General features: G+C 68.0%; 28 protein-coding genes and 2 tRNA genes. 19 read left to right on the top strand and 11 right to left on the bottom strand.

Going from position 1 to position 26,419, the window contains the following annotated elements; genetic code table 11:
* Positions 1–48: 48 nt before the first annotated feature.
* From cmk to aroA, 4 genes are read right to left on the bottom strand one after another with little or no spacing between them, the layout of a single operon-like run.
* Positions 49–699, bottom strand: a complete 651-nt coding sequence (cmk, locus tag ABIE19_RS16240; RefSeq protein WP_354090276.1) for a (d)CMP kinase — start codon at positions 697–699, stop codon at positions 49–51.
* Positions 700–741: 42 nt separating this feature from the next.
* On the bottom strand, positions 742–1,038 hold the full coding sequence (locus tag ABIE19_RS16235; RefSeq protein WP_354090275.1) for a hypothetical protein: 297 nt from the start codon (positions 1,036–1,038) through the stop codon (positions 742–744).
* Positions 1,035–1,328 carry a hypothetical protein gene (locus ABIE19_RS16230; protein WP_354090274.1) on the bottom strand — a complete coding sequence of 98 codons (294 nt, stop codon included), beginning with the start codon at positions 1,326–1,328 and terminating at the stop codon, positions 1,035–1,037. The genes ABIE19_RS16235 and ABIE19_RS16230 overlap by 4 nt, the downstream gene beginning before the upstream one ends.
* Entirely contained in the window at positions 1,321–2,628 is a 1,308-nt protein-coding gene (aroA, locus tag ABIE19_RS16225; protein ID WP_354090427.1) for a 3-phosphoshikimate 1-carboxyvinyltransferase, read from the bottom strand. Before aroA ends, ABIE19_RS16230 begins: the two co-directional genes overlap by 8 nt.
* 152 nt (positions 2,629–2,780) lie before the next feature.
* Here aroA and ABIE19_RS16220 point away from each other — a divergent pair, with 152 nt between their 5' ends.
* The 5 genes from ABIE19_RS16220 to ABIE19_RS16200 all read left to right on the top strand — a co-directional run bounded on the left by ABIE19_RS16220 (position 2,781) and on the right by ABIE19_RS16200 (position 5,306).
* A complete protein-coding gene (locus ABIE19_RS16220) occupies positions 2,781–3,251 on the top strand; it encodes a TIGR02300 family protein (RefSeq protein ID WP_354090273.1) in 471 nt (156 codons plus the stop codon).
* 222 nt (positions 3,252–3,473) lie between these two features.
* Positions 3,474–3,549: transfer RNA gene (locus tag ABIE19_RS16215), tRNA-Ala, on the top strand.
* A 79-nt stretch (positions 3,550–3,628) separates the two neighbouring features.
* Positions 3,629–3,704, top strand: a tRNA-Ala gene (locus ABIE19_RS16210).
* A 102-nt stretch (positions 3,705–3,806) separates the two neighbouring features.
* Complete coding sequence (locus tag ABIE19_RS16205) at positions 3,807–4,265, top strand: thermonuclease family protein (RefSeq protein ID WP_354090272.1); 459 nt, start codon at positions 3,807–3,809, stop codon at positions 4,263–4,265.
* A gap of 129 nt (positions 4,266–4,394) precedes the next feature.
* On the top strand, positions 4,395–5,306 hold the full coding sequence (locus ABIE19_RS16200; protein ID WP_354090426.1) for an isopenicillin N synthase family dioxygenase: 912 nt from the start codon (positions 4,395–4,397) through the stop codon (positions 5,304–5,306).
* Positions 5,307–5,379: 73 nt separating this feature from the next.
* Here the strand turns inward: ABIE19_RS16200 and ABIE19_RS16195 are convergent, their stop codons facing one another.
* The 3 genes from ABIE19_RS16195 to ABIE19_RS16185 all read right to left on the bottom strand — a co-directional run bounded on the left by ABIE19_RS16195 (position 5,380) and on the right by ABIE19_RS16185 (position 9,231).
* On the bottom strand, positions 5,380–7,395 hold the full coding sequence (locus ABIE19_RS16195) for a pilus assembly protein TadG-related protein (RefSeq protein WP_354090271.1): 2,016 nt from the start codon (positions 7,393–7,395) through the stop codon (positions 5,380–5,382).
* Positions 7,396–7,520: 125 nt separating this feature from the next.
* Positions 7,521–8,225: a monofunctional biosynthetic peptidoglycan transglycosylase gene (gene mtgA, locus ABIE19_RS16190; RefSeq protein WP_354090269.1), complete on the bottom strand. Its 705-nt coding sequence runs from the start codon at positions 8,223–8,225 to the stop codon at positions 7,521–7,523.
* 40 nt (positions 8,226–8,265) lie between these two features.
* A complete protein-coding gene (locus ABIE19_RS16185) occupies positions 8,266–9,231 on the bottom strand; it encodes a WD40 repeat domain-containing protein (protein WP_354090268.1) in 966 nt (321 codons plus the stop codon).
* A gap of 98 nt (positions 9,232–9,329) precedes the next feature.
* Between ABIE19_RS16185 and ABIE19_RS16180 the strand changes: the two genes are divergently transcribed.
* On the top strand, positions 9,330–10,031 hold the full coding sequence (locus ABIE19_RS16180) for an alpha/beta fold hydrolase (RefSeq protein ID WP_354090267.1): 702 nt from the start codon (positions 9,330–9,332) through the stop codon (positions 10,029–10,031).
* Between the two features lie 182 nt (positions 10,032–10,213).
* Here ABIE19_RS16180 and ABIE19_RS16175 read toward each other — a convergent pair whose 3' ends face one another.
* The 3 genes from ABIE19_RS16175 to ABIE19_RS16165 all read right to left on the bottom strand — a co-directional run bounded on the left by ABIE19_RS16175 (position 10,214) and on the right by ABIE19_RS16165 (position 13,710).
* Positions 10,214–10,411, bottom strand: a complete 198-nt coding sequence (locus tag ABIE19_RS16175) for a DUF2093 domain-containing protein (RefSeq protein ID WP_354090266.1) — start codon at positions 10,409–10,411, stop codon at positions 10,214–10,216.
* A complete protein-coding gene (locus ABIE19_RS16170; RefSeq protein WP_354090265.1) occupies positions 10,408–11,505 on the bottom strand; it encodes a CobW family GTP-binding protein in 1,098 nt (365 codons plus the stop codon). The genes ABIE19_RS16175 and ABIE19_RS16170 overlap by 4 nt, the downstream gene beginning before the upstream one ends.
* A gap of 156 nt (positions 11,506–11,661) precedes the next feature.
* On the bottom strand, positions 11,662–13,710 hold the full coding sequence (locus ABIE19_RS16165) for a TonB-dependent receptor plug domain-containing protein (protein ID WP_354090264.1): 2,049 nt from the start codon (positions 13,708–13,710) through the stop codon (positions 11,662–11,664).
* A 102-nt stretch (positions 13,711–13,812) separates the two neighbouring features.
* Here ABIE19_RS16165 and ABIE19_RS16160 point away from each other — a divergent pair, with 102 nt between their 5' ends.
* The 13 genes from ABIE19_RS16160 (at position 13,813) to glk (ending at position 25,904) form a co-directional block, all read left to right on the top strand.
* Entirely contained in the window at positions 13,813–14,016 is a 204-nt protein-coding gene (locus tag ABIE19_RS16160) for a hypothetical protein (RefSeq protein WP_354090263.1), read from the top strand.
* 72 nt (positions 14,017–14,088) lie between these two features.
* Positions 14,089–14,385: a YerC/YecD family TrpR-related protein gene (locus tag ABIE19_RS16155; protein ID WP_435521157.1), complete on the top strand. Its 297-nt coding sequence runs from the start codon at positions 14,089–14,091 to the stop codon at positions 14,383–14,385.
* Positions 14,386–14,394: 9 nt separating this feature from the next.
* A complete protein-coding gene (gene hisG, locus ABIE19_RS16150) occupies positions 14,395–15,276 on the top strand; it encodes an ATP phosphoribosyltransferase (protein ID WP_354090261.1) in 882 nt (293 codons plus the stop codon).
* Positions 15,276–16,583, top strand: a complete 1,308-nt coding sequence (hisD, locus tag ABIE19_RS16145; protein WP_354090260.1) for a histidinol dehydrogenase — start codon at positions 15,276–15,278, stop codon at positions 16,581–16,583. Before hisG ends, hisD begins: the two co-directional genes overlap by 1 nt.
* Before the next feature lie 28 nt (positions 16,584–16,611).
* Positions 16,612–18,045 carry an imidazoleglycerol-phosphate dehydratase HisB gene (hisB, locus tag ABIE19_RS16140; protein ID WP_354090259.1) on the top strand — a complete coding sequence of 478 codons (1,434 nt, stop codon included), beginning with the start codon at positions 16,612–16,614 and terminating at the stop codon, positions 18,043–18,045.
* Entirely contained in the window at positions 18,042–18,641 is a 600-nt protein-coding gene (hisH, locus tag ABIE19_RS16135; protein WP_354090258.1) for an imidazole glycerol phosphate synthase subunit HisH, read from the top strand. Before hisB ends, hisH begins: the two co-directional genes overlap by 4 nt.
* On the top strand, positions 18,638–19,372 hold the full coding sequence (hisA, locus tag ABIE19_RS16130; protein WP_354090257.1) for a 1-(5-phosphoribosyl)-5-[(5-phosphoribosylamino)methylideneamino]imidazole-4-carboxamide isomerase: 735 nt from the start codon (positions 18,638–18,640) through the stop codon (positions 19,370–19,372). The genes hisH and hisA overlap by 4 nt, the downstream gene beginning before the upstream one ends.
* Positions 19,373–19,400: 28 nt before the next feature.
* Complete coding sequence (gene hisF / locus ABIE19_RS16125) at positions 19,401–20,168, top strand: imidazole glycerol phosphate synthase subunit HisF (RefSeq protein ID WP_354090256.1); 768 nt, start codon at positions 19,401–19,403, stop codon at positions 20,166–20,168.
* Positions 20,165–20,791 carry a bifunctional phosphoribosyl-AMP cyclohydrolase/phosphoribosyl-ATP diphosphatase HisIE gene (hisIE, locus tag ABIE19_RS16120; protein WP_354090255.1) on the top strand — a complete coding sequence of 209 codons (627 nt, stop codon included), beginning with the start codon at positions 20,165–20,167 and terminating at the stop codon, positions 20,789–20,791. Before hisF ends, hisIE begins: the two co-directional genes overlap by 4 nt.
* A gap of 50 nt (positions 20,792–20,841) precedes the next feature.
* The gene (zwf, locus tag ABIE19_RS16115; protein WP_354090254.1) at positions 20,842–22,314 is read left to right on the top strand and encodes a glucose-6-phosphate dehydrogenase; all 1,473 of its coding nucleotides are present in this window, start codon (positions 20,842–20,844) and stop codon (positions 22,312–22,314) included.
* A complete protein-coding gene (gene pgl / locus ABIE19_RS16110; protein ID WP_354090253.1) occupies positions 22,307–23,020 on the top strand; it encodes a 6-phosphogluconolactonase in 714 nt (237 codons plus the stop codon). Before zwf ends, pgl begins: the two co-directional genes overlap by 8 nt.
* The gene (gene edd / locus ABIE19_RS16105; protein WP_354090252.1) at positions 23,020–24,909 is read left to right on the top strand and encodes a phosphogluconate dehydratase; all 1,890 of its coding nucleotides are present in this window, start codon (positions 23,020–23,022) and stop codon (positions 24,907–24,909) included. The genes pgl and edd overlap by 1 nt, the downstream gene beginning before the upstream one ends.
* A gap of 26 nt (positions 24,910–24,935) precedes the next feature.
* The gene (gene glk, locus ABIE19_RS16100; RefSeq protein WP_354090251.1) at positions 24,936–25,904 is read left to right on the top strand and encodes a glucokinase; all 969 of its coding nucleotides are present in this window, start codon (positions 24,936–24,938) and stop codon (positions 25,902–25,904) included.
* Positions 25,905–25,942: 38 nt separating this feature from the next.
* On the opposite strand, the gene ABIE19_RS16095 is transcribed toward glk, so the two are convergent.
* Entirely contained in the window at positions 25,943–26,329 is a 387-nt protein-coding gene (locus ABIE19_RS16095) for a hypothetical protein (RefSeq protein WP_354090250.1), read from the bottom strand.
* Positions 26,330–26,419 lie beyond the last annotated feature (90 nt).

The raw sequence follows: 26,419 nt of genomic DNA, 5'->3' as shown, positions 1-26,419 counted from the left end.
ACGCCCGCGGAAGCCGAGATCAGGCGCGTTGGATTTGCTCGAAGGTCCCTAGAGACCATGCCGGGCGCGCGCCGCCTCGACGATACGGCGGGCCGCATCGAAGGCGGCCTCTATACCCAGATCGGTCGTATCCAGCAAGACCGCGTCCTTCGCCTGGACCATGGGCGCGGAATCCCGGCCGGAATCCCGCGCATCGCGACGCCGGATATCCTCCAGCATGTCCTCGAAGGCGATGTCCTGGCCCCGCGCCGTCAACTGCTTCCAGCGACGCTCGGCCCGAACCTCAGGGCTGGCGGTCACATAGAGCTTGGCCACGGCGTCCGGAGCGATGACCGTGCCGATGTCGCGTCCGTCCAGAACCGCGCCGCCGAGCTGGGCGGCGAAGTCCTGCTGCAGCTTCAGAAGCGCGGCGCGGACGCCCGGATGGCTGGCGACCCGACTGGCCGCCTCGCCCGCGTCGCGCTCGGTCAGGCGCGGGTTGTCGGAGAGGCCCGAAATATCCAGGGACAGGGCTGCGGTCGCAGCCGCCTCGGCGTCGTCCAGGTCCTGCCCTGCGTCCAGCACCGCCAGGCCGACGGCGCGATACAGCAGGCCTGTGTCCAGGTGCGGCAGGCCGTAGGCCCGCGCCAGGCGGGCGGCGATCGTGCCCTTGCCCGAGGCGGCTGGACCGTCGACGGCGATGACCAGGTTCTTGCTCAAATCAGGTTTCCTTCGCGGCCGACCGCGCATGTCGCCTGCTTCTCACGACTTCGGCCTCAGGACGCAAGCGGTCCGGAAGCATCCGAGGGAGAAAACCAGGAGCGCCGCGCTGAATCCCAGCATGGTCCAGATACGCCGCCGGAACAGGTCCATCGCGACCGCCTCCGACAGATTCAGGGCGGCGTGACCGTCCATGCGGCCGTCGGCGCGGTCCAGCAGGCCCTCGACGAAAAAGCCGAGAGCGAACAGTAGAAAAGCCAGGCTGAGAACCAGCAGTCCGACCCCGGCCGCCTTGAATGCGATGTGCGGCGTCATCGGACGCGAAGGCGGAGCCTTCATCGCCCGCCGCCCTTTTTCCGCGTCATTTCATGAAGCGCCAGCACCAGGTAGAAGACGGCCAACCCGGCCGTCGTCAGAACGCACAGGCTGTAGAAGCCGTTCAGCATCCAGAACAGCAGCGGCCTGTCGTCCAGCGCCACGTCGGGACCCTTGCCGTGCTGCAGCAGGCCGGTCTGGAGCGCGCGCCACACCTCCCAGCCGCCCCTTGCGGCGCCCCAGCCCGCCAGGGCGACGATCGGCAGCAACTGCGCGCCGTTCCAGAAGCTCGAAAACTTCCTGGGTTCAGTCACGACCTGCGCCGATGTCCGCGCCCAGGCCGTTCATCAGGTCGACGAAGCCGGGGAAGCTGGTGGCGATCATCTCCGGGTCCAGCACCGAGACGGGCTGCTCGGCGGCCAGGCCCAGGATCAGGTGGCTCATGGCGATGCGGTGATCATGTGCGGTGGCGACGGTCGCCCCGCCCCGAACAGAACCGCCGGCGACGATGAAGCCCTCCGGTTCTTCCTCCACCGCCACGCCGCAGGCGGTCAGGCCCGCGACCATCAGGGCGATGCGGTCGCTTTCCTTGACCCGCATCTCGCCGATGCCGCGCATGACGGTTCGCCCCTCGGCGAAGGCCGCGGTTGCGGCCAGGATCGGATACTCGTCGATCATCGAAGCGGCGCGGTCTTCCGGCACGACCACGCCCTTGAGCGCGGAATAGCGGGCGGTGACGTCGCCGACGTCTTCACCGCCGCTGACGCGACGGTTCGAAACGGTCAGGTCGGCGCCCATCTCGATCCAGGTATCGAACAGACCGGTGCGTTGTGGGTTCAGCATGACCCCCTCGACCGTGACTTCGGAGCCGGGGACGATCAGGGCGGCGGCCAGGGGGAAGGCGGCGGAAGACGGGTCGCCCGGCACGGCCACGGCGGTTCCCGTCAAGGCCTGCCCGCCCTTCAGACGAACGCGCCAGCCCTCGCCCTCCTCGGTCACGTCCACCGTGGCCCCGAAGGCGCGCAGCATCCGCTCGGTGTGGTCGCGGCTCTTTTCCGGTTCGACCACGACGGTCTCGCCCGAGGCGTTCAGGCCGGCCAGCAGGATGGCCGACTTGATCTGGGCCGAGGCCACGGTCTGCAGATAGTCCATGCCCTTCAGACCGCCGCCGTGCAGGGTCAGGGGCACGCGATCCTCGGCCGCGTTCCAATCGAAGCGCGCGCCCATGTCCGCCAGGGGCCCGGTGACGCGCTTCATCGGCCGCTTCCTCAGCGAAGCGTCGCCGTCGAAGGTCGCCGTCAGGTCGTAGCCGGCGGCGGCGCCCATCAGCAGGCGCACGCCGGTGCCGGCGTTGCCGCAGTCGATGATCGAGCCCGGCGTCCTGAAGCCGCCCCGGCCGGTCACGCGCCAGCGCCCCTCGCCCAGGCGCTCCACCTCGGCGCCGAAGGCCTCGACCGCACGGGCCGTGGCCAGGATGTCGTCGCCCTCCAGCAGGCCTTCAATCTCGGTCACGCCTTCGGCCATGCCGCCGAAAATCAGCGCGCGATGCGACATGGACTTGTCGCCCGGAGCGCGCACGGCGCCTTTCAAAGGGGCGGAAATGGGACGCGCGATGAAGGTCGAGGAGGCGGACACCCGGCTGGAATCTCCGATTGTTCAGGAAACGCCGCGCCAGCGCGGATCAAGAAGGCTTTTGACAGCGGCCCCCTTGGGTGGCAAGGGAGCCGGCCGAATTCCGGAATTCAACTCCTGCCGAAGGTTATCCCGTGGCCAATCCCGAACTGGGCCAAAAGCAGGTCTGCCCGAACTGCCAGGCCAAATTCTACGATCTGAACCGTCGCCCGGCGCATTGCCCCAAGTGCGACACCGAGTTCGATCCGCTTGAAGAGGCGATGCGCAATCGTCGCGTCCGCGGTCGCGCCGGCGCCGGCTTCGCCGCCGACGACGACGCCGAGGATCAAGTCGCCGACAAGTCGGTCGACGGCGACGAAGAGGAAGAAGACGCCGAAGCCTCGACCCCCGAGATCGACGAGGAAGGCCACGAGCCGATCCTGACGCCCGACGACGATGACGACGGCGAGCCCGGTGCCGACGACGCCGGCATGGGCTCGTCGGACGGCGACGACGACGACGCCCTCGGCGACGACGACGACGATGACTCGGTGCCCTTCATCGAGGACGAAGACGACGACAGCCTCGACGAAGACCTCGTCAAGCCGTCGCGCGACGACGACTAAGGACGAAATCGGTCGGACGTCGACACGTCCTGACCGAGACGTTCGCTCCGACGCCATTCAGGGCCTGATCGACCGCCAGTCGATCAGGCTTTGGAACCAAAGGTCGGAAAAATAAGCGGAAAAAAAGTTGTCGGACCGGCTTGATCTCTCAAAAGGCCTGACATAGTTTCCGCCCCTCTCCGGAGGCGGTCGCCGCTGTCGGGGAGGCCGACCGAAAGGTTCGGGGCTTTAGCTCAGTTGGTAGAGCGCTTGCATGGCATGCAAGAGGTCAGCGGTTCGACTCCGCTAAGCTCCACCATCGAAGGCCTCGCGGAAACCCCGCGGGGCCTTCGTCCCATCTACCCGGTCCGCCGGAACATACCCAAGCCGCAAGGCGCGGGGCTTTAGCTCAGTTGGTAGAGCGCTTGCATGGCATGCAAGAGGTCAGCGGTTCGACTCCGCTAAGCTCCACCATCGAAGGCCCTGCGGACACCCCGCGGGGCCTTCGTCCTATCTGGCCTCCGCTTACAACCTTAAGATGTATGTTAACCGACACCGCCTACCTGCGGTGGCGGTATGCGTTTCCAGACCTTCGCCGCCCTGCTGCTCCTGATCGTCCTGACCGCAGGCTGGCTGGCCCTGGACGGACGCGAAGCGCCCGACCGTGCGACAGCCTCCGTCCGCCACCCTGAAGCCGAACTGTCCTGCGACGTCGCCTATGTCCATGACGGCGACAGCCTGAGATGTCGTGACGGGACCCGCGTCCGCCTGCACGCCGTGGCGGCCCGGGAAGTGAACGAGACCTGCTCGCCCGGCCACCCCTGCCCCGCCGCCTCCGGCGCTGAGGCGACGCGCGCCCTGAAGCGCCTGGCCGAAGGGCGCACCCTGGCCTGTGCGCCCGTCGGCCGCAGCTACGACCGCGTCACCGCCGTCTGCTGGACGCCGGAGGGAACCGAGGTGAACTGCGCCATGATCCGCAGCGGGACGACCGAGATCTGGCCCCGCTACGACCGTCAGCGACCGATCTGCGCCTGATCCGCCGCCACGCCGCCGGACTGCCCTTTTCGGACGATAGGGCGTATGGAGACGCCATATCGTTCATTCAGAGGCCCCTCGCCCGTGAGCTCTTCGCCTACCTCCGCCCGCGCCATCGTCCCCGTGTCGATGAAGGGCTATGACGCCGACTTCCAGACCTTCGCCGACGCCCTGGGCGCTTCCTTCGCGCGCTACGGCTTCGCCGTCATTTCCGACCACGGCCTGGACCAGGCCCTGATCGAGGCCGCCGTGTCCGACACCAAGGCCTTCTTCGCCCTGCCTGAAGACGTGAAGCGCCAGTATCACCAGCCCGGCACCGGCGGCGCGCGCGGCCTTACCCCCTTCGGCGTCGAAGCCGCCAAGGGCGCGACCGCCGTCGACCTCAAGGAGTTCTGGCATACGGGCCGCGAGCTGCCGGAAGGCCACCCCTATCGCAAATACATGCGCGACAACGTCTGGCCGACCGAGATCCCCGCCTTCCGCGAGCACGTCTACGGCATGTTCGACGCCCTGGACGAACTGGGCCGTCGCGTGCTGAAGGCCATCGCCCGCTACCTGAAGCTGGACGACGGCTATTTCGAGGACAAGGTCCAGCTGGGCAACAGCGTCCTGCGCCTGCTCCACTATCCGCCGATCCCGGCCGACGCTCCCGGCGTGCGCGCCGGCGCCCACGAGGACATCAACGTCATCACCCTGCTGCTCGGCGCCGAGGAAGCCGGCCTGCAGTTGAAGGACGCCGACGGCGAATGGCTGGACATCGCCCCGCCCCCCGGCGCCCTGGTCATCAACATCGGCGACATGCTGCAGCGCCTGGTCAACCATGTCCTGCCGTCGACGACGCACCGCGTGGTCAATCCGGCGCCCGAGCGTCGCGGCTTCGCCCGCTATTCGACGCCCTTCTTCCTGCACTTCAACCCGGACTTCCCGATCGAGACCCTGCCGTCCACGATCACCCCGGACAACCCCGACCGCTACGCCGGCAAGACCATCCTGGCCGAGGACTTCCTCACCGAACGCCTGCGCGAGATCAAGCTGATCTGAGATCGCGAAAGACGCGGAATGAAGAAGGGCCGGCGGATCGCTCCGCCGGCCCTTTCCATATCCCTCTTCCGGCTCAGCGCGCGATCCGTAACCGCGTGATATCGCGACCGATCGATCTGAAGGCCTCCTTCAGGTCCGTGCCGTTCGTAGCCTTGAAGAAATGCGTGTCCTTGTTGGTGGCGCAGGCCTGCAGCACCTCCACCGCCGTATCGTCGCCCGGTCCGCCTGTGCTCGATGAAAGGTCGAAGCCGACCGTATAGATGATCACGCCCTGCGCTTTCATGGCCCGGCACAGGGCCAGAGACTGACTGAACGGGTCGCCATTGGCCGAATTCTCATTGATGTGCGCCTCCAGGCTGCCGCTGCCGTCTCCGGCGTTCAGCGCGATCACTCCGGACTTGAACGGCGTATTGAACTCTCCGTCCGTCATCAGGATCGCCACCTTCAACGTCTCGGCGGGATTGTAGGCGGAAGGCCGATTCTCAGCATTCCACAAGGAAGCGAAATGGGGCGAAACCATATACCACGCCCAGGCGATGCCGATCTGACCTGCAGTCGAACCGCCTGCGACCAGCTTGTCGATCTGCCCATGCAGGACCGTGCGATCTATGCTCAGGGGCGTAACCCCGATCGTGGGACAGGGATTGCTGCTTTCCAGATAGCTGCGCCCCACATAGCCCCCCGTCGACGGCGCCGCATCGGTGTAGGCTTGAGAACCGGCCCGCTCGCTGACGCAGGTGCTGGAGTCCAGAACCGCCACCATGCCGCCCGTCGTCGCCGACGGGAAGACGCGCCAGCGCCCCCCGTCCGCGCCTGTCGCCACCTTGCCCCCGCTGGAATAGGTCGTCCCGCCCTGCGGCGTGCTGCTTCCCGCCAAGCCCAGGCTACGCGACGTATCCAGGATCAATTGTGAACCACTGACGCTGGCGATCCGATAGCCGCCGCTATTCAACTGGCTCAAGCCGCCCATGCTTTCCAAACGCACATAGCCGCCCGCCGTCAGCCCATGACCGGAGGCCGTCAGCACGAGGCCGCAATCATTGCGCACGCACTTGGCGACATAGGCCGTGCCTGAATAGGACGAGTAGGACGAAGTGTTCAGATTGGACGACATAGCCCCGCTGGCGTCCACCGTCTTGACCCGGAATTGGGTGTTGGAAACGCGTTCAACATAGAAGGGCACGCCATTGAGCACCCGCATGGAATGGTTGTTGTTGCTGTTGTTGACGCGCCACAGGACGACACGATCTCCGGTCACAAACCCATGATTGGACGAGGTGGTGACCGTAGCGTTGCTGCTGCTGGAGATAGACGACACGGTCCTTATCGAACCGGTGAGCCAGCTCGCCGCACTGATCGACGTCGTGGTCGTGTCCAGAGCGCCGCGGACCGCAGCAGCCGACGAATCGAGATTGACCCCTGCAGCGTAAGGAACCAGCGCCACCTTTGAATAGAAGGGCGACTGCTGGTCCTGCACCACCAGATCGATCAACTCCTTCGCCGCCGCCTGGAGATCCTCCAGCTTGCTGCTGGGAGGGCAATTCTTCTTGCAGTTGTCCATAGAGCCGGTGATGTCGAGCGCCATGGCCACCTCGACATTGCGTGACGCACGCAACACCTCCGACCGCGTCCCTACCGGCAGATAATCGTCCAGCAACTTGCCGTAGGGGGGCAGGAAGATATTGGCCACCAGGACCTTCACCTCTACGCGCGCCTCGGCCACGACGACCTTGTTGGTCAGGACGAAGCTGGCTTGGTCGCGGATCAGCTTGCCGTCCTTGTCGACCTGGAAATAGCCCGGCATGTTGGCCTTCAAGGCCGCCATGCCGATCGAAGTGATCGTACCGGCGTCCGCCGTGCTCGAACGGGCTGCGGCCAGGGCGGCGGCGTCCAGGGCGTCCTGCAATTGGGCCTTCACTTTCGAAGCCTGGTGCAGGTCGATCGCGCCGAGAACGATCATCAGCAGGACCGGCAGAGCCAGACCGAACATCATGGCGACATTGCCCTGCACCGCCGTCGCGAAGCGCGTGAGGAAGGCCTGCGCCGCGCACGCCAGTCGCCCCGTCCTTCCGGTCGTCTTCGCCTTCATCTCTGTTGCGGTCCCTGAAATCCACGGCGGACGCAGGTCCGCATTCCGGATCAGGATGAAGCGCGCCGGTTAAGGGATGGCCCTATGGCCAGGGTTAACATCGCCTTAGGGCGAGGAAGCCGACCTCAGCGATCGACGCAGGCGTCCAGACCCTGCTCCCGCACGGTCCCCATGGCGGCCTGGATGCGGGAGGCGCGGCGACGGACATAGGGGCCGGAGTCGGCCGCCTTGTAGCGACGCGGACTGGGCAGGATGGCCGCCAGGCGGGCGGCCTCTCGCGCGGTCAATTCGTCGGCGCTCTTGTTGAACCAGTGACGCGACGCCGCCTCGGCGCCGTAGACGCCCGGCGCCCATTCGGCGACGTTCAGATACATCTCCATGATCCGCCGCTTGCCCCAGGCCAGTTCGATCAGGCCGGTGTAGCCGGTCTCCAGTCCCTTACGGACCCAGTCGCGGCCGGGCCAGAGGAAGACGTTCTTGGCCGTCTGCTGACTGATGGTGGAGCCGCCCCGCACCTTGCCCGATCCGCGCTGCTCGGCCCGCTCATTGGCCTCCAGGGCCTTCTGGATGGCTTCGACGTCGAAGCCATGGTGCCGGCAGAAACGAGCGTCCTCGGCGGCGATCACCGCCTCGACCAGGCGCGGCGAAATGCGGTCGAGCGAGCGCCAGCGATAGTCCATGCCGTGACCGGCGACCGCCTGCTTGACCATCAGGATGGTGAACAGGGGGGGCGCGAAGCGATGCAGGACCACCCCGCCTATCGGAATCAGGGCCAGGATCAGCAACAGGGTCAGGAACGGCCGCCGCCTGCGGCCCTTTGCGCGGGTCATGGGGTCATCCTGCCTGAGCCAAGCTTCAGCGCAAGCGGGATCAGAGCGAGACCACGCCCGCCTCGCCGTCCTCGTCGGCCCAGGCGATGCGGGCGGCGCCCGAACTCATGGCCAGTGCGGTGATCGCCGCCCCCTTCTCCTTCTTGACGAAGGCCAGGCCCTGCCCCGCCGGATCGGCCCACCAGACGCGGCCGTCCTCCAGACCCGCGGTCAGACGCCCGTGGTTCTGGGCCGCCGCCACCTGGGCGATCAGGCTGGTCTCGTCATAGCCGATCTCGGTCGCCTCGCGGCCCATCGGCCCGTTCGAGCCGACGAAGGGCCACAGCACCACGCCCTGGGCGCCCGAGGTGGCCAGAAGCTGCCCTTTGGCCAGGAAGGCGAAGCTCTTGATCTTGGACGGATAGCCGCCCATCCGCATGTTCTTCTGATCCTTCAGGCGCCAGCCGTGCAGCTGGTTGTCCTGCATGGCGGTGACGACATAGCCGCCGTCGGGCGAGAAGCCGACCGACAGGTGCGACCCGGCCCAGGCCAGCTTGACCGGCTGCTGCTGCTCGATGCGGGCGTACCACAGCCAGGCCCCGCCGTAGGTCGAGGCCGCGATGCGCCGCCCCTTGGGGTCGAAGGCCACGCCCGACACGGTGCGCTCGTGCTGAAAGTCGCGGCGGAAGGCGGCGTCCTTGCTGTCGATCACCGACAGGGTGCGCCCCGCCGAAAAGGCGATCAGGCCGGATTCGGGCGAGGCGGCGATCGCATCGACCCACTGCCCCTTGGCCTGGGCCAGAAGGACGGCCTCGCCCTCGCGGCTCCAGACCACCTTGCCGTCGTCGCCGCCGGTGACGATCCCTTCGCCCGAGGGATGGACGGCGGCGCAGAGGACGGCCCCGTCATGCACCTCGTTCCGGGCGCCGCTCTCGAACCGCACGGAGCCGTCGCCCAGGGCGAAGATCGCGCCTGTCCTGTCGAACAGGGCGGCGGTGACCTGGGCGTCGAAAGAGAAGTTCGGCATGTCGGCTCACGCAAGGCAGGACAAAGTCAGACGGGCCTCATAGCCTCCCGCGGCGCGTCTGTCGCGCCGTACGCCGACTTGAGCCTATAGAGAGGCCCATGACCCTGTTGCTCATTCCCGGCTTCATGGCCGACGCGACCCTGTGGGACGCCATGACCGACGACCTGACCGCGTTCGCCCCCCTGGTCACGACCGACCTCAGCCGGGGCGAGGACATCGAGAGCATGGCCGCCGCCATCCTGGCCGACGCGCCGGATCGGTTCGTCGCCGTGGGCTTTTCGATGGGCGGCTACGTCGCGCGCGAGCTGGCGCGGACGGGGCCGGACCGCGTGACGGCCCTGATCCTGATCGCCACCTCGGCGCGCGGCGACACGGAGGAACTGATCCGTCAGCGTCGCTCGGCCCTGAAGGCGCCGCCCAAGGCGTTCAAGGGCTTGAGCCGCCCGGCCATCGCCTCTTCGCTTCATCCTGACTTGGCCGAAGACGAGACAATGATCGCCCGAGTTCGCGACATGGGATTGCGACTGGGCGGCGAGGTGTTTCATCGACAGTCCGCCATGGCGCGAACAGGCGACCTGGACCGACTGGGCGAGATTGTTCAGCCGACCCTGATCGTCGCCGCCGACGCCGACCGCTTGCGCGGCCCTGACGAGGCGGAGGAACTGCATCGCGGGATTGCGGGCTCAACCCTGGTTCACATCGCCGACAGCGGCCACATGATCCCGCTGGAGCAGCCCGAGGCGCTGGCGCGCGTCATCAGCGACTGGCTCTCCACCCTCTCCCGATGGGAGAGGGCTTGAGCCTCCAAGAGCGAAGCGATTGGTGAAGGCGAAAGGGTGAGGATTCGCGGTTGAAGTCGGCCGAAGGCCGTGGCGCGACGGCTCACGCCGACCGATACCATAGCCCCTCACCCTTTCGGCTAGCGGATCGCCTTCGGCTCTCCGAGCCTCAAGCCCTTTCCCGTCGGGAGAGGGTCGATCCCTTACCTATGCGTCTCGACCCAGCGCTGGGTCATCAGTTCGCCCGAAGCGTAGGCTTCCTGAAGTTCCACGCTCCAGTAGTTGAGCATGTCCAGCGGGATCACTACGCCCGAGACGGCGCAGCGAACATGGTCGCCGCCCTTGACGATCTCGAACTCGGGCGTGCCGTAGATCAGCTTGGCCTCTACCCGGCCGCTCACGCCGCGCAGGCCTCGAACCCGGCCTTCAGCGCAGCCTCGTCCAGGTCGCGACCGATGAAGACGGCGCGGCTCCAGCGGCGTTCCTTGTCGCCCCAGGGCTGCTGCAGGTCGCCTTCCAGGATCATGTGCACGGCCTGGAAAACCAGGCGGCGATCCTCGCCCTGCACGTCGATGATGCCCTTGGCGCGCAGGATGTTCTGGCCCTGCTCGCCCAGCAGCTTGTCCAGCCAGGCGGTGAAACGGGCGCCGTTCAGCGGCCGGTCCAGGGTCAGGGAGATTCCCTTGATCTCGTCGTTGTGGGCGTGGCCGCGCGGCCCATGCTCAGGACCGTGATCATGGGCGTGCCCGCAGTGCTCGTCATGAACATGGTCATGCCCATGATCGTGATGGTCATGGCCGCAATGTTCGTCGTGGACGTGACCCTCGGCGCCGTGCGGCGGGTTCACGAAGTCCGGCTTGACCTCAAGGATGCGCTCCAGGTCGAAGGCGTGAACGCCCAGCACCTGGTCCAGCGGCACGTTCGAGCGCTCGGCGCGGACGATGGGGGCCAGGGGGTTCAGGGCGCGCAGGCGGGCCTCGACGGCGTCCAGTTCCTCGTTCGTGGCCAGATCCACCTTGTTCAGGATGATGCGGTCGGCGAAGGCCACCTGCTCGCGCGCCTCCCTGGAGTCGTCCAGACGCGCCATCACGTGCTTGGCGTCCACCAGGGCCGTGACGCTGTCCAGCTGGGTCTTGGCCTTGACCTCGTCGTCGACGAAGAAGGTCTGGGCTACCGGGCCCGGGTCGGCCAGGCCCGTGGTCTCGACGATGATGGCGTCGAAGGCCGGCTTGCCGGGGCGCTGGCGCTTCATCAGGCCGTTGACCACCCGGATCAGGTCCCCGCGCACCGTGCAGCAGACGCAGCCGTTGTTCATCTCGAACACGTCCTCGTCGGCGCCGACCACCAGATCGTTGTCGATGCCGATCTCGCCGAACTCGTTGACGATGACGGCGTATCGCTTGCCGTGATCCTCGGTGAGGATGCGGTTCAGCAGGGTGGTCTTGCCGGCGCCGAGGTAGCCGGTGAGGACGGTCACGGGGGTCTTCTGGGTCATGGCCCGCTAGATGGCGCGTCGAAGGGCGAAATGGAAGACGCCACCGCATCAAAGGCTGCCGGGACCACCTAAGAGCGGCTCAGTCTCGGAACGGTCTTTGAAAGTCCAGCACCCCCGGCCGGCGGAAAATGGGCAAACTGCAGTACGAGCGCCCGCTCAGAACGTCTTGCGCAGACGCAGCGAGTAGAAGGTTCGGGGTTCGACGTTGCGAGTTTCGATATAGCTGATAGGCCGGACCTGGCGGTCGGCGTAGGCGATGCGCGTCTGGTCGAAATCCTCCAATAGATTGATCTGGGCGCGGAGCGACCAGGTCGGGGTCGGTTTGTACTCGACCCAGCTCTCGATGAGATGGTGGGCCCTCAAAGAGAACTGCACGTCGGGATCGTAGCTGGCTCGGCCCAGCAGCGGGGTCCAGGCGACGCTCCACTGCAGGTTCCACGACTTGATGTCCTGAGCGATGGTGATGACCGCGCGACTTTTCGGGACGTTGGAGATCGGACGCGTCTCGCCGCTCGTCGGATCGACGACCTCTGTGCGGTTCCAGGTGTTGCGCGCGCTGATCCGCCCGCCGCTGAAGCCGAAACGGTCCAAGGGCGCCTGAATGTTCACCGCCAGCCGGTCCAGAGTTCCGTCGCCGATATTGCCGATCGCCGACAGGCCGGCTTCCAGCGGGATGACGTCGATGACGTCGCTGATCTCGTCATGGCGCAGAGTGACGCTGACGACGCCGTCGCCCCAGAAGCGGCCCTCATAGACCAACTCGGCGATCCAGCGTTGCTCAGGCTCCAGGTCGATATTGCCGCCAGTGACGTTCTCCTCCTCCAGATCGGAGGAGGCGGCGAAATCGCTGAAATTCAACTGTCCGACCTCGCGCTCGAACCGCGCGCGGAACTGATGGCTCGGCTTGGGCGTCCAGGTCGCCAGCAGGCGCGGCTTGATGAAGGAGAAGGTCTTCTCCTGGTTCGCGTCGCCCGACTGGCTGATGGTCGAACGCTCCAGGCGCAGGCCGCCTTCGAAAGCCAGGGTGTCGCTGACCCGCCAGGTCCCCTTGCCGAACGCCTCGCCACGCGTCTCCTCGACCTTGACCGAGGCCGACGGCAGGGAAACAGGGACGCCGCCGCTGCTGAAGGCCTGCTCGGTCTCCAGCATGTTGTAGGCGATTTCAGCGCCGGCCTCGAAGCCCAGACCTGGGGCGTGCTCATAGCGCAGCAGGCTGCGCAGGATGGTTTCGGCGCCTTCGCTCTCGGTCAAGAAGCGCTGCTCGAGGCCGTCCACATTGTTCAGTCGGGTCTGCGAAAAGGCGATTGAATCGGTCGAATCGAACTCGTGGATGAAGCGGGTCTCGGAGCTGAGGCGGCTATTGAGCGGACGCGTAAAGACCGCGCCGAACTCGCCGCTGGAGCCGTCTTCCTGGTATTTCGCCTCACGCCGCACGGTCGGCGATGTCTGCAGGTCCAGGCTCTCGAGGTCCTTGAGCCCGTAGCGAGCCGTCAGATCGATCTGACCGCCAAGGAAGGGGCTGGCGTAATTGACCCGTAGTGAAGTGTCGCTGTTCTTCTGGTCGCTGAAATAGTCCTCGCTACGCAGGATGTTTCCAAAGCCGTCCCGGCGCACCACGGGGCCGACGCCCCGCGAGTCATTGACCCTGAAGCCCTCGGTGATGACGAAGCCCCAGGTGCGGTCGCCGTCCTTGGCCGCGAACTGCCAGACGCCGCCGAAGGCGTCCTTCCCGCCGTCGTACAGGACCGCGTTGCCTGTGAAGATCGACTGGCGGCTGGACTGGTCGCGGGTGATGACGTTGGCGACGACCGAGAAGCCCTGCATGTCGATGCCGGGGGCGCCCCCGCGCACCAGTTCGATCCGCTCGACCTGGGCGGCAAGGGTGCGCGACAGAACGCTGCTGCCGGTGTCGTTCTTGGAGGCGGGCCGCACGCCGTTGATCAGGACATTCCCGACCGAGCCCTGGAATCCCCGGCTGCCGTCGCCGTCGATGACGCTGAAGCCCGGCACGCGGCTGACCATGTCCAGGGCCGTGACCGGCTGCTGGGCGGCGAAGAAGTCCGGAGCGAAAATCAACACACCCTGCTGGTCGGCTTCAGCTTGCGGAGGAGCAGCCGGGGTCGGCGCGCTTTGCGCCATGACCGGCGCGGCGAACGCCAGGGACAGAGGCGTCAAGACGAGCAGGCGGGGGTCGAAGATACGCACCGGCGGGTTCCATCGAGATGGCTGGTAATAAGCGTCGCGATAGAAGAGACGGGCGTTCCAAGAGCGAGGGCATGGCCCCGATTTTCAGTCGATGATTTGCCGATGAACGACCTGTCAGCTCTGCTTCGCAGGCCGGTCGAACGGGTGTCCGAACCGCCCTTCCCGCTGGGTATGGCCATGGCCCATCCCGCCACCGTCGAGGTGATCTGGCTCTATGAGCGTGGCAAACTCGAGCCTCGGGTCATGCAGGTTCTGATCGCGCTCAACCGGCGACGCGGCGCGCCTGCGCAGGCTTTTTTGCTTTGAGCAGGGTCCGACTTGTCTCGACAAAGGCAAGGATCGACCACGCGCCCTTGACCGTTCCATTGTTACAGCATAATGGAACGCAACATGAGCACCGACGCCGCCAAGATCGCCCTGCTGGACGCCCTGCTCTCGCTGAGATCGCGAGAGGAGGCAGAGGCCTTTCTGTCGGATCTCTGCACCCCGGCCGAACTGCGCGCCTTCGCCGAGCGATGGCAGGTGGCGCGTCTGCTGGACGCCGGAGACCGCACCTATCGCGAGATCGCGGCCGAGGCCTCGGCCAGCCCGACCACCGTGGTGCGCGTCGCCCGCTCCCTGAAGGACATGCCGCACCAGGGCTATCGCCTGGTGCTGGACAGACTGAAAGCCTGAGTTGAGATCATGAGCACAGTGCAGGGACGGCTGCGCATCGCCGTCCAGAAATCCGGCCGTCTGGCCGAACGCAGCCTGGACCTTGTCCGCGACGCCGGACTGCGGGTGGTGAAGGGCAACAACGACCTGCTCTATCGGATCGAGAACTATCCGATCGACCTGCTGCGCGTCCGCGACGACGACATCCCGACCTTCGTGGCCGACGGGGTCTGCGATCTGGGCATCGTCGGCGAGAACGTGCTGGAGGAAGGCCGCAACGGCGGGCCGAACGCCGAGGTCGTCATGCCCCTGGGCTTCGGCCGCTGCACGCTGAAGATCGCCGCGCCCCCGACGCTCGACTACGCCGGTCCGGCTTCGCTGCAGGGCTTGCGCATCGCCACCTCCTACCCCCGGATTCTGCGTCGCTTCCTGGACGAGGCGGGCGTCGAGGCCGACATCGTCACCATGCGCGGCGCGGTCGAGGTGGCGCCGCGCCTGAAGCTGGCGGCCGCCATCTGCGACCTGGTCTCCACCGGAGCGACGCTGGAGGCCAACGGCCTGGCGGCGCGCGAGACGGTGCTGGACAGCCAGGCCGTGCTGATCAAGGCGCCGACCCCGCCCGAACCCGGTCTGCAGCACCTGCTGGACAGCATCGTCGAGCGGATGGCCGGCGTCGTCTCTTCCCAGGGGGCCAAGTACGTCATGCTGAACGCGCCCCGCGCCGCCCTGGACCGGATCACCGCCCTGTTGCCGGGCGCGGGCTCTCCCACCGTCATGCCCCTGTCGGGCCGCGACGACGCGGTCGCCGTCCACGCCGTCTGCCAGGAGGCCGTCTTCTGGGAGACGCTGGAGAAGCTCAAGGCCGAGGGCGCCTCGGCCATACTGGTCCTGCCTATAGAGAAGATGATGTGATGCGGCGTATCGACTGGAGCAAGCTGGACGCCGACGGACGCAGGGCCGCTCTGGCCCGGCCGCAACGCCGCACCGAGGGCTTCGTCACCGGGGTGGTGCGCGACATCTTCGACGACGTGCAAGCGCGCGGCGGGGCCGCCGTGAACGACTGGGCCAGGAAGCTGGACGGCGCGGCCCCGCGCCGCATCGCCGTCACCGAGGCCGCGGCCGCCCAAGCCCGCCGCGACCTGCCGCCCGCCGCCGCCCGCGCCCTGCGGGTCGCCGCCGACAACATCCGCGTCTTCCACGAAGCGACGCGCCCGGTCGACAGCCCCTTCGTCGAAACCACGCCCGGAGTGAAGTCCAGACTGGTCTGGCGCCCGATCGGCTCGGCCGGAATCTATGTCCCCGGCGGGACCGCGCCCCTCTTTTCCTCCCTGTTGATGCAGGCCGTTCCGGCGGGCGTGGCCGGGGTCGCGCGGCGGGTCGCCGTCACCCCTCCGGCCAAGGACGGCTCCGTCCACCCGGCCATGATCGCCGCCGCCGCCGAAGCGGGTCTGGATGAGCTCTGGCTGCTGGGCGGAGCCCAGGCGGTCGCCGCCCTGACCTTCGGCGTCGAACTGGACGACGGCGTCATCGCCCCGGTCGACAAGCTGTTCGGCCCCGGCAACGCCTATGTGGCCGAGGCCAAGCGCTACGCCTCCGCCCTGCCCGGCGGCCCGGCGGCGGACATGCCGGCGGGGCCGTCCGAACTGCTGGTCATCGCCGACCGCGACGCCGACTTCGAGATCGTCGCCGCCGACCTGCTGAGCCAGGCCGAACACGACGCCGACGCCCAGGTTATCCTGGTGTCCGACAGCGGCACGGCCCTGAACGAAATCCTGACCGAGGTCGAACGACAGGTCGAAAGCCTGCCCCGCGCCGAGATCGCCCGCGCCTCCCTGGCCGAGGCCCGCGCCGTCCGCGTGCGCGACATGGCCGAGGCCTGCGAGGTCGCCGATCTCTACGGCCCCGAACACCTGTCGATCCAGGCCGAGGACGCCGAGGCCCTGGTGAGCCGGATCACGGCGGCCGGCGCCGTCTTCGTCGGCGGCTGGGCGGCCGAGACCCTGGGCGACTATGCGGCCGGGCCCAGCCACGTCCTGCCGACCGACGGCGCGGCGCGGACCCTGGGCGGCATCACCACCGCCAGCTTCATGACCACCATGTCGGTCCAGACCGTCAGCGAAAAGGGCGCCGCCGCCCTGGCCCCCGTCGCCGCCGCCCTGGCCCGGATGGAAGGGTTGGAAGCCCATGCGCGAGCGGCCGATCTGAGGAGCGCGGGATGATCTCTCCCTTCGCAGGGAAGGGCCGCTGATGACCCTGCCCGCCCCCTATCCGCCCCTGACAACCGGCGGCGAAGGCCTGGACGCCTATCCGGCCAGACCCGAGGCCCTGGCCGCGCGCATGGCCGATCTCTACGGCGTGGCCGCCGACCAGGTCTTGCCGACGCGCGGCCTGACCCATGGGTTGGAACTGGTCTGGCGTCTGGCCGCCCGCGACGGGCTGAAGGTCCAGGCGCCCGAGGCCGAACCCTATCAGGGCCTGGCCGCCCTCTATGCTCGCCCGGCCGAGCAGGCCGAGACCGCCGCCGTGGTCGTCCGCGCCCTGGGTTCGTCCGAGGCCGTGGCCGAGATGGCCGAGCGCGTGGCGCCCGCCTTGCTGGTCGTGGACGAAGGCCTGGTCGAGTTTGCGGATTCCGCCTCCGCCGCATCCGTCGTGAAGGATCACGCCAACCTGATCGTTCTGCGCAGCCTGTCGCTGGCCCATGGACTGGCCGGGGCGCGGGTCGGCGCGGCGGTCGCGCAGCCGCAGACGCTGGCGCGTCTGGGCGGGGTGCTGGAACCCTACGCCCTGCCCGAGGTTTCGGTGCGGCTGGCGCTGCAGGCGCTGGACCCTTCGCGGATGATCGAAACCGCCGAACGCATCGACGGGGTGCGCCGCGAACGCGCCCGCGTGGTCGAGGCCCTGGCGCGTCTCATGCCGCTGGAGGCCGGAGTCGGGCCGGTGATTATCGCCCGTCCGACCGACCTGGTCGCCGTCGTCGAGGCCCTGCGCCGCTACGGCCTGACCGCCGACACGGCAGGCGAGCGGGTCCGCCTGCCCGTCTCGCTGAAGCCCGAAGTCAACGACCGTCTTCTGGTCGCCCTGGGCGCCGCCGCGCCCAAGGTCCGTCGCAGCCGTCTCGGCCAGGCCGTGCGCGACACCAAGGAGACCCGCATCGTCTGCGCCGTCGACCTGGACAGCCCCGGACCGGTGAAGATCGAGACCGGCGTCGGCTTCTTCGACCACATGATCGAACAGGTGGCGGCGCACGGCGGCTTCTCAATCCGCCTGTCGTGCGAGGGCGACCTGCACACCGACCCGCATCACACCATAGAGGACAGCGCCATCGCCCTGGGCCAGGCGCTGAAGCAGGCGCTGGGCGAAAGGAAGGGCATTCAGCGCTACGGCTTCGTCCTGCCGATGGACGAGGCCAATGCGGCGGTCTCCATCGACCTGTCGGGCCGGCCCTATCCGGTGTTCGAGGGGACGTTCGCCACCCCCTTCATCGGCGGCTACCGCACCGACCTGACGGCCCACGTGATCCGCTCCCTGGCCGAGAACCTGGGCGCCGCCATCCACATCACGGTCACCGGCGACGACGACCACCACAAGACCGAGGCCGTGTTCAAGGCCCTGGGCCGCGCCCTGCGACAGGCCATCCGCATCGAGGGGGATGTCGTGCCCTCGACCAAGGGGGTGCTGTGAACGTCACCCTGATCGGCTACGGCTCCGGCAATGTCGCCTCCGTACGCTTCGCTCTGGAGCGGTTGGGCGCACGGGTGCGGATCACCGCCGACCCCGCCGACCTGGACGAAGCGGAACGGATCATCCTGCCCGGGGTGGGCGCCGCCGGATACGCCATGGAGCGGCTGAAGGCCCTGGGCCTGGTCGAGCCGATACGCCGGTTCCAGCGCCCCCTGCTGGGCGTCTGCCTGGGTCAGCAGCTCCTGTTCGACAGCAGCGCCGAGGATGGTGGCGTCGACCTGTTGGGCCTGATCCCCGGACGAGTAGAGGCCATCGCCCCCGCGCCGTCGCGCCCCTCTCCTCACATGGGCTGGAGCCGCCTGACCCTTCGTCGCGACGATCCCTTGCTGGACGGAGTGAAGGACGGCGACTGGGCCTATTTCGTCCACGGCTACGTCTGTCCCGACGGCCCGGCGACGATCGCGGCCGCCGACTACGGTCTGGCCGTGCCCGCCGTGGTCAACAGCGCCAACCGCTGGGGCTGCCAATTTCACCCCGAACGCTCCGCCGCCGCCGGGGCCCGTATCCTGAAGAACTTCCTCGAGACGCCCGCATGATCCTCTATCCCGCCATCGACCTGAAGGACGGCGTCTGCGTGCGGTTGATGCACGGGCGGTTCGACCAGATGACGCGCTATGACGACGCGCCCGCCGCCCGTCTGGCGACCTTCGTCGCCGAGGGCGCGGAGTGGGTCCATGTCGTCGACCTGGACGGCGCCGAGGCCGGACGCGCCATGCAGCACGACCTGATCGGAGAACTGGCCTCGGCCCTGGCCGTCAACATCCAGTCGGGCGGCGGCGTGCGCGCGGTGGAGGACGTCGAGCGCCTGCTGGCCGCCGGCGTCCAGCGCGTGGTCGTCGGCTCCCTGGCCGTGACTCAGTCCGACACGGTGCTGGGCTGGCTGGAACGCTTCGGCCCCGAACGCCTGACCCTGGCCCTGGACGTCAAGTACGAGGACGGCCTTCCCGTTCCCGCCCTGAAAGGCTGGACCCAGTCGTCGGGCGTCGATCTGTGGACCGTGCTGGACCGCTATCCGACCGGCTCCCTGATCCATGTCCTGATGACCGACGTGGGCCGCGACGGCGCCATGACCGGCCCCAATCTGGAGTTGCTGCAGGAAGCGCGGACGCGGCGGCCGGAGTTGAAGATCCAGGCCTCGGGCGGGGTGGCGTCGCTGGACGACCTGACCGCCGCGCGCGCGATCGGCTGCGACGGCGCCGTCGTCGGCCGCGCCATCTACGAAGGCCGTTTCACGGCGGCCGAGGCCCTGAAGGCCCTGGCGTCGTGACCTCGACCTGCGACGCTGGAACAGCCCGATGACCGCTCGGCGCATCATCCCCTGCCTGGACGTGAAGGACGGCCGGGTGGTCAAGGGCGTGCGGTTCGAAGGCCATGTGGACATGGGCGACGCCGCCGAACTGGCCGCGCGCTATCGCGACCAGGGCGCCGACGAACTGGTCTTCTACGACATCACGGCCAGTCCCGAGGGGCGGACGCTGGACTACGGCTGGGTTCAGGACATCGCGCGGCTGCTGGACATTCCCTTCTGCGTCGCGGGCGGCATCCGCACAGTCGACCAGGCGGCGCGCTGTCTCGATCACGGGGCGGACAAGGTGTCGATCAACTCCCCCGCCCTGGAACGTCCCGACCTGATCGGCGAGATGGCCCGCCGCCTGGGCAGGCAATGCGTCGTCGTCGGCGTCGACAGCGCCTTCCAGGACGGCGAATGGCGGGTCCACAAATACACCGGCGATCCGAACGCCCGACGCGGCGCCGGCAAGCTGACCATGGACTGGATCGTCGAGGCGCAGGACCTGGGCGCGGGCGAGATCGTTCTGAACTGCATCGACCAGGACGGCGTGCGGCGCGGCTATGACATCGCACAACTGGCCGAGGCGCGGCGACGCCTCTCCATTCCCCTGGTGGCCTCGGGCGGCGCCGGGGCGATGGAGCATTTCCGCGACGTCTTCCATCAGGCGGACGTTTCCGGCGCCCTGGCCGCCAGCGTCTTCCACTCCGGCGCGATCGCCATTCCCGATCTCAAGCGTTTCCTGGCCGACGACGGCGTGGAGGTGAGGCTGTGACCCTCGACATTTCCAAGATCGACTTCGCAAAAGGCGCCGGTCTGATCCCCGCCGTGGTCCAGGACGCCGACACGCTTCAGGTCCTGACCCTGGCCTATATGGACGAAGCCGCCCTGCGCGAGACCCTGGACAGCGGACAGGCCACCTTCTTTTCGCGGTCGCGCGGAGGGCGCTGGCGCAAGGGCGAGACCTCGGGCGATTTTCTGAACCTCGTCTCCGTCACGCCCGACTGCGACGGCGACGCCCTGGTGGTGAAGGTCCGCCCCGTCGGCAACGCCTGCCACCTGAACCGCGTCAGTTGCTTCGGCGAGGAGGACGCGCCGGGCCTGGGCCGCATCGGCCGGCTGGAGCGCACCATCCATGAACGGGCCAAGGCCGCCCCTTCCGAAAGCTGGACCGCCCGCCTGATCGCACTGGGACCGAAACGCGCCGCGCAGAAGGTTGGTGAAGAGGGCGTCGAGACCGCTTTGGCCGGGGCCGCAGGCGACGAGGCGGAACTGGCCAGCGAGGCTGCGGATTTGATCTATCACCTGCTCGTTCTTCTCCATGCGCGTAACATGGTGTTTCAAGACGTATTGGTCGTCTTGGCGAAGCGGGCGGAAGCGGCCAAGGACGATGGCTAAGCTTCAAGGCGAAGACCCCGCCTGCCGGGGCCACGGAGGATAAAACGCGAATGGCGGCCCTGATTCTGTTCGGCGGAGGCGGCGACCTCGCCATGCGGATGCTGTTGCCTTCGCTCTATTTCCTCGACCACGACGGCCTGCTGCCGGACGGGCTGAAGATCATCGGCGCCGCTCGCTCCAGCGAAACCGCCGAGGAATACATCGCCAAGGTCCATGAGGCGGTGAAGGCCCGGGCCGAGGCAGACGGCGGCTGGGACGAAGCCAGCTGGGCGCGCATGAAATCCCGCCTCGACTATCTGGCCGTGGACGCTACCGATCCCGAGAGCCTGAAGCCGCTGAAGGCGAAATGCGGCGACGGCGAAGTCACCTCCTTCCTGGCGGTCTCCCCCTCCCTCTACGGCCGCATCGTCACGGCGATGAAGGCGGCCGGCCTGGCCGAGAAGAACTGCCGCATCGTGCTGGAGAAGCCGGTCGGGCGCGACCTGGAAAGCTTCCTCGAGATCGACGACGCCGTGGGCCACGCCTTCGACGAGCGTCAGGTCTTCCGCATCGACCACTATCTGGGCAAGGAGACGGTTCAGAACCTGATCGCCCTGCGCTTCGGCAACACCATCTTCGAGCCGTTGTGGAACAATCTGACGGTCGATCACGTCCAGATCACGATCGGCGAGACGGTCGGGGTCGGCGACCGCTGGCCCTATTACGACGAATACGGCGCCCTTCGGGACATGCTGCAGAACCACATGCTGCAGTTGCTGTGCCTGGTGGCGATGGAGCCGCCCAGCGACCTCGACCCGGACTCGGTGCGCAACGAGAAGGTCAAGGTGCTGCGGTCGCTTCGCCCCATCACCCTGGAGGAAGCCGAGCGCGTCACCGTGCGCGGCCAGTATGTGGCCGGAACCAGCGAGGGCAAGCCGGCCAAGAGCTATCACGAAGAACGCGGCCAGCCTTCCGACACCGAGACCTTCGTCGCCATCCGCGCCGACATCGACAACTGGCGTTGGGCGGGCGTGCCCTTCTTCATGCGCACCGGCAAGCGCCTGCCCGAGAAGCGCACCGAGATCGTCATCCAGTTCAAGCCGGTGCCCCACTCCATCTTCGGTCACGGCGAGCGCGGCGAGATCAACGCCAACCGCCTGGTCATCGAACTGCAGCCCGAGGAAGACATCTCGCTGTCGGTGATGAACAAGAAGCCGGGGCTGGATCAGCGGATGCAACTGCAGCCGATCCAGATGAGCCTGTCCTGGGGGGTTCCGGGGGGCGTGAACGGAAAAGACGCCGCCCCGCCGCGCCGCCGCATCGCCTATGAGCGCCTGCTGCTGGACGCCATGGCCGGCGACTCCACCCTGTTCGTGCGCCGCGACGAGGCCGAGCAGGCGTGGAAATGGGTGGACGAGGTGTCGGACGCCTGGTCCGGCGCGAACTTCAAGCCGCTGGACTATGTCGCCGGAACCTGGGGGCCGGAGGCGGCCGACCTGCTGCTGTCGCGCACGGGGCGACGCTGGAACACGCGCGATGAATAGCCCCGCCATCGAAACCTTCCCCGACGCCGACGCCTGGGCCGCGGCTGCGGCCGCACGGCTGACCGAAACCCTGGCGGGCGCTGTCGCCGCAGAGGGCCGGGCCGTCTTCGCGGGGGCCGGCGGATCGACCCCCTCGCCTGTCTATGCGCGAATGGCGCGAACCGATCTGGACTGGTCGAAGGTCACGGCCACCCTGGTGGACGAGCGCTATGTGCCGGAAACCTCGCCGGACTCGAACGCGGCCCTGATGAAGCGGACCTTGCTGACCGGCTCTGCGTCGGCCGCGCGCTTCCTGCCCCTCTATTCTCCCTCGGTGACGGTCGATCGCGCCGCCGCCGAGGCGTCGAAGGCTCTGACCGCAGAGGGCGGGCGCCTCGACGCCGTCCTGCTGGGCATGGGCGAGGACGGGCATATCTGTTCCATGTTCCCCGAAAGCCCGACGCTGAAGACCCTGCTGACGCCGGACCTGAAGCCCGCCGTCTACGGCGTGCCGGCCGGACGCGACGGCCTGGCCCCGCCGCAGGAGCGCCTGTCGATCAACCTGCCCTATCTGGTCGGCGCGCGTCGCGTGGTGCTGGCCCTGACCGGAGCCGCCAAACGCGCCGTGTTCGAACGCGAGGCGGCGGGCGATCCGCGCATCCATCCCATCGCCGCCCTGATCGCGGCGAAAGTTCCCCTTGAAGTGCTTTGGACGGAGGCCGTCTGATGGCTCTCAATCCGGTCGTGGCGGACGTCACCGCCCGCATCATTGAACGCAGCCGCGCCACGCGCACCGACTATCTGCGCCGCATGGACGCCGCCCGCGACTCGGGCGCCGGGCGGGCCAAGCTGTCCTGCGCCAACTGGGCCCACGCCTTCGCCGGCCAGACCATCGCCGACAAGCTCACCGCCATGGACGGGTCGAAGCCCAATGTCGGCGTCGTCACCGCCTACAACGACATGCTGTCGGCCCATCAGCCGTTCGAGCGCTTTCCCGAGGTGATCCGCAAGGCGGTGCGCGAGGTCGGGGCCACGGCCCAGGTGGCGGGCGGAACCCCCGCCATGTGCGACGGCGTTACCCAGGGCCGCCCCGGCATGGAGCTGAGCCTGTTCAGCCGCGACGCCATCGCCATGGCGACGGGCGTGGCCCTGACCCACGACGCGTTTGACGCCGCCATGATGCTGGGCGTCTGCGACAAAATCGTGCCCGGCCTCTTCATGGGGGCCCTGGCCTTCGGCCACCTGCCTGTCGTCTTCGCGCCGGCCGGGCCGATGCCGTCGGGTATTCCCAATGCCGAGAAGGCCCGCGTCCGGGCGCTCTACGCCCAGAACAAGGTGGACCGCGCCACCCTGCTGCAAAGCGAGATCGGCAGCTATCACTCGCCCGGCACCTGCACCTTCTACGGCACGGCCAATTCCAACCAGATGATGATGGAGCTGGGCGGGCTGCACCTGCCCTCGACCGCCTTCGTCCATCCGGAGACGGGACTGCGCGACGCCCTGACCGCCGCCGCCGCCAGACGCGCCGTCGAACTGGCCCGCAGCGGCCAGGGCCGCATGGCCGACGTCGTGTCGGAAAAGACCATCGTCAACATGATCGTCGCCCTCCTGGCCACCGGCGGTTCGACCAACCACGCCATCCATCTGGTGGCCATGGCGCGGGCGGCCGGGGTGCTGATCGACTGGACCGACATGGACCAGCTGTCGTCGGCGACGCCCTTGCTGGCGCGGGTCTATCCCAACGGCTCGGCCGACGTGAACGCCTTCCAGGCGGCGGGCGGGGTGGCCTTCGTGGCGCGCGAGCTGGCGCAGGCGGGGAACCTTCATACCGACGTCATGACCGTCATGGGTCAGGGCATCGAGGCCTATTTCCAGGAGCCGTCTCTGGTCGACGGCGAACTGGTCTGGCGCGACGGGGTTTCCGAAAGTCTCGACCGCGACATCCTGCGCCCCGCCTCCGATCCCTTCGACCGCGAGGGCGGCCTGCGGCTGGTGCAGGGCGACCTGGGCCGGGCGGTCATCAAGATCTCGGCGGTCAAGCCCGAGAACCGCATCGTCGAGGCCCCCGCCGCCGTCTTCGAGACCCAGGAAGACGCGCTCGAGGCCTTCAAGGCCGGAAAACTGGACCGCGACGTGGTGGTGGTGCTGCGCTTCCAGGGACCGAAGGCCAACGGCATGCCGGAACTGCACTCCCTGTCGCCAGCCCTCAGCGTGCTTCAGGACAAGGGCTTCAAGGTCGCCTTCGTCACCGACGGCCGCATGTCGGGCGCCAGCGGCAAGACGCCCGCCGCCATCCATGTTTCGCCCGAGGCCCTGGCGGGCGGCCCCCTGGCCCACGTCCGGGACGGCGACGTCATCCGTCTGGACGCCGAGGCCGGGGTGCTGACCACGGTCGGCGGACTGGACCTGAACGCCCGTCCGGCCGCCCGGCGGAGCCAGGCCCATGCCGAGGGCGCATCCTGGGGCTATGGCCGCGAACTGTTCGCCGCCTTCCGCCACGTCGTGACCACGGCCGAAGAAGGCGCCAGCGTCTGCTTCGCCTTCCCCATCGGCGCCGGCGGCCATGCGGACGCGCCGCCCGACCCCAACCTGGTCGACCGCACCGTGGACGCCTGAGACGCCGTCGGAACGAGAATAAGCACATGAACGACAAGATTCTTCTCGTCGGCGACGTCGGCGGCACCAACGCCCGCTTCGCCCTGGCCCGCATGGTCGACGGCCGCCCGGTGCTGGAACATCACGAGAGCTTCCCGGCCTCGGAACACCCGACCTTCCTCGGCGGGGTGAAGGCCTTCCTCGACGGCTGCGAGGTCAAGCCGACCGGCGGCGTCATCGCCGTGGCCGGACCGGTGACGGACGGGACCATCGACCTGACCAACTCGCCCTGGCGGGTGTCGGAGGGCGAGCTTGCGACCCTGGGCCTGAACCCGATCAAGCTGATCAACGACTTCGAGGCCCTGGCCTGGGGCGCGCCCATCACGCCGGAGGCCGAACTGGCCTCGCTGGGCGGACCGGTCGATGGCGATCCGCATGCGACCGTGGCGGTGCTGGGTCCCGGCACAGGCTTCGGGGTCTCGGCCCTGGTGCGCGACGCCCATGGTCGTGAGATGGCCATGCCGTCTGAAGGCGGCCACGCCTGTTTCCCGCCGGGCGATCCCATCGAGGACGAGATTCTGCGCATCCTGCGCCGTCGCTATGACCGGGTGTCGATCGAGCGCCTGATCTGCGGGCCGGGCCTGCTGAACATGCACCACGCTCTGGCCGAGATCGACGGACGCGAGACCCATGTGGACGATCCTGCCGAGATCACCGAGACGGCGATGAAGGACCCCAACAGTCCCTGCGGCGCGACCCTGGCCCGCTTCTGCGCCATCCTGGGCGCCGTGGCGGGGGACATCGCCCTGACGACCGGCGCGCGCGGCGGGGTCTATATCGCCGGCGGCATCGCCCCGCGCATCCTGCCCTTCCTCAAGGCCAGCCCCTTCCGCGCCCGCTTCGAGCGCAAGGGCCGGTTCCAGCCCTATATGCAGGCCATCCCGACCAAGGTGATCCTGTACAAGCACGCCGCCCTTCTGGGTGCGGCGCGCGTGGCCTTCAACGCGGCGGACTGACGGCCCCTGAACCTCCCCACGCAATAAGGAGGTTCAGACTAGTCGATGCAGAGCGTGGGTTCGGCCTTGCCGTCCTTGATGGTTGTGCGGCAGCCGAAGCGGTTGCTGTCGGCCTGACAGACGCCCGCCGTGCGCGCGCCCGCCGCGACGCCGCTGTTCCCAGCGATCTCGCAGTCGCCCTCGCATTGCGAACCGTCGGTGCAGCGCTTGCCCGCATCGGCGTATTTGATCACGCACCGCCAGGTCTGCGCCCGACCGACCTGACGCATCGCTCCGCCGCGCGCCGTGCAGGACGAGGTGCTGATGCTCATGGTCGGCGGCGGCTCCGGCGCATCCACGCTAGGAACCACGGTCTCCGGCGCCGGCGTCGGCGAGCAGGCGGCCAGCGCAAGCCCCGCCGCGAACAACAGGAGGTTCAACCTCACGCGACATCTCCCTTTTCGAAGCCGTTCCAGCAGTCGTCGTAGTCGAGTTGCATGAGGGGTGTCTTCTCGGCCCATGCGGTGGCGCGGATG

Source organism: Brevundimonas faecalis (assembly GCF_040549405.1).
GTDB lineage: Bacteria > Pseudomonadota > Alphaproteobacteria > Caulobacterales > Caulobacteraceae > Brevundimonas > Brevundimonas faecalis.
This window is presented reverse-complemented; position numbering and strand designations above follow the sequence as displayed.

Bases quoted from the DNA above. Each gene is read 5' to 3' on its own strand.
- pgl (WP_354090253.1), top strand. From the start codon at position 22,307: ATGAATAGCCCCGCCATCGAAACCTTCCCCGACGCCGACGCCTGGGCC.
- hisB (WP_354090259.1), top strand. From the start codon at position 16,612: ATGACCCTGCCCGCCCCCTATCCGCCCCTGACAACCGGCGGCGAAGGC.
- ABIE19_RS16200 (WP_354090426.1), top strand. From the start codon at position 4,395: ATGAAGGGCTATGACGCCGACTTCCAGACCTTCGCCGACGCCCTGGGC.
- ABIE19_RS16235 (WP_354090275.1), bottom strand. From the start codon at position 1,038: ATGAAGGCTCCGCCTTCGCGTCCGATGACGCCGCACATCGCATTCAAG.
- ABIE19_RS16180 (WP_354090267.1), top strand. From the start codon at position 9,330: ATGACCCTGTTGCTCATTCCCGGCTTCATGGCCGACGCGACCCTGTGG.
- edd (WP_354090252.1), top strand. From the start codon at position 23,020: ATGGCTCTCAATCCGGTCGTGGCGGACGTCACCGCCCGCATCATTGAA.
- ABIE19_RS16170 (WP_354090265.1), bottom strand. From the start codon at position 11,505: ATGACCCAGAAGACCCCCGTGACCGTCCTCACCGGCTACCTCGGCGCC.
- hisD (WP_354090260.1), top strand. From the start codon at position 15,276: ATGCGGCGTATCGACTGGAGCAAGCTGGACGCCGACGGACGCAGGGCC.
- hisA (WP_354090257.1), top strand. From the start codon at position 18,638: ATGATCCTCTATCCCGCCATCGACCTGAAGGACGGCGTCTGCGTGCGG.
- ABIE19_RS16160 (WP_354090263.1), top strand. From the start codon at position 13,813: ATGAACGACCTGTCAGCTCTGCTTCGCAGGCCGGTCGAACGGGTGTCC.
- ABIE19_RS16195 (WP_354090271.1), bottom strand. From the start codon at position 7,395: ATGAAGGCGAAGACGACCGGAAGGACGGGGCGACTGGCGTGCGCGGCG.
- hisF (WP_354090256.1), top strand. From the start codon at position 19,401: ATGACCGCTCGGCGCATCATCCCCTGCCTGGACGTGAAGGACGGCCGG.
- hisG (WP_354090261.1), top strand. From the start codon at position 14,395: ATGAGCACAGTGCAGGGACGGCTGCGCATCGCCGTCCAGAAATCCGGC.
- glk (WP_354090251.1), top strand. From the start codon at position 24,936: ATGAACGACAAGATTCTTCTCGTCGGCGACGTCGGCGGCACCAACGCC.
- ABIE19_RS16155 (WP_435521157.1), top strand. From the start codon at position 14,089: ATGGAACGCAACATGAGCACCGACGCCGCCAAGATCGCCCTGCTGGAC.
- mtgA (WP_354090269.1), bottom strand. From the start codon at position 8,225: ATGACCCGCGCAAAGGGCCGCAGGCGGCGGCCGTTCCTGACCCTGTTG.
- ABIE19_RS16185 (WP_354090268.1), bottom strand. From the start codon at position 9,231: ATGCCGAACTTCTCTTTCGACGCCCAGGTCACCGCCGCCCTGTTCGAC.
- ABIE19_RS16205 (WP_354090272.1), top strand. From the start codon at position 3,807: ATGCGTTTCCAGACCTTCGCCGCCCTGCTGCTCCTGATCGTCCTGACC.
- zwf (WP_354090254.1), top strand. From the start codon at position 20,842: ATGGCGGCCCTGATTCTGTTCGGCGGAGGCGGCGACCTCGCCATGCGG.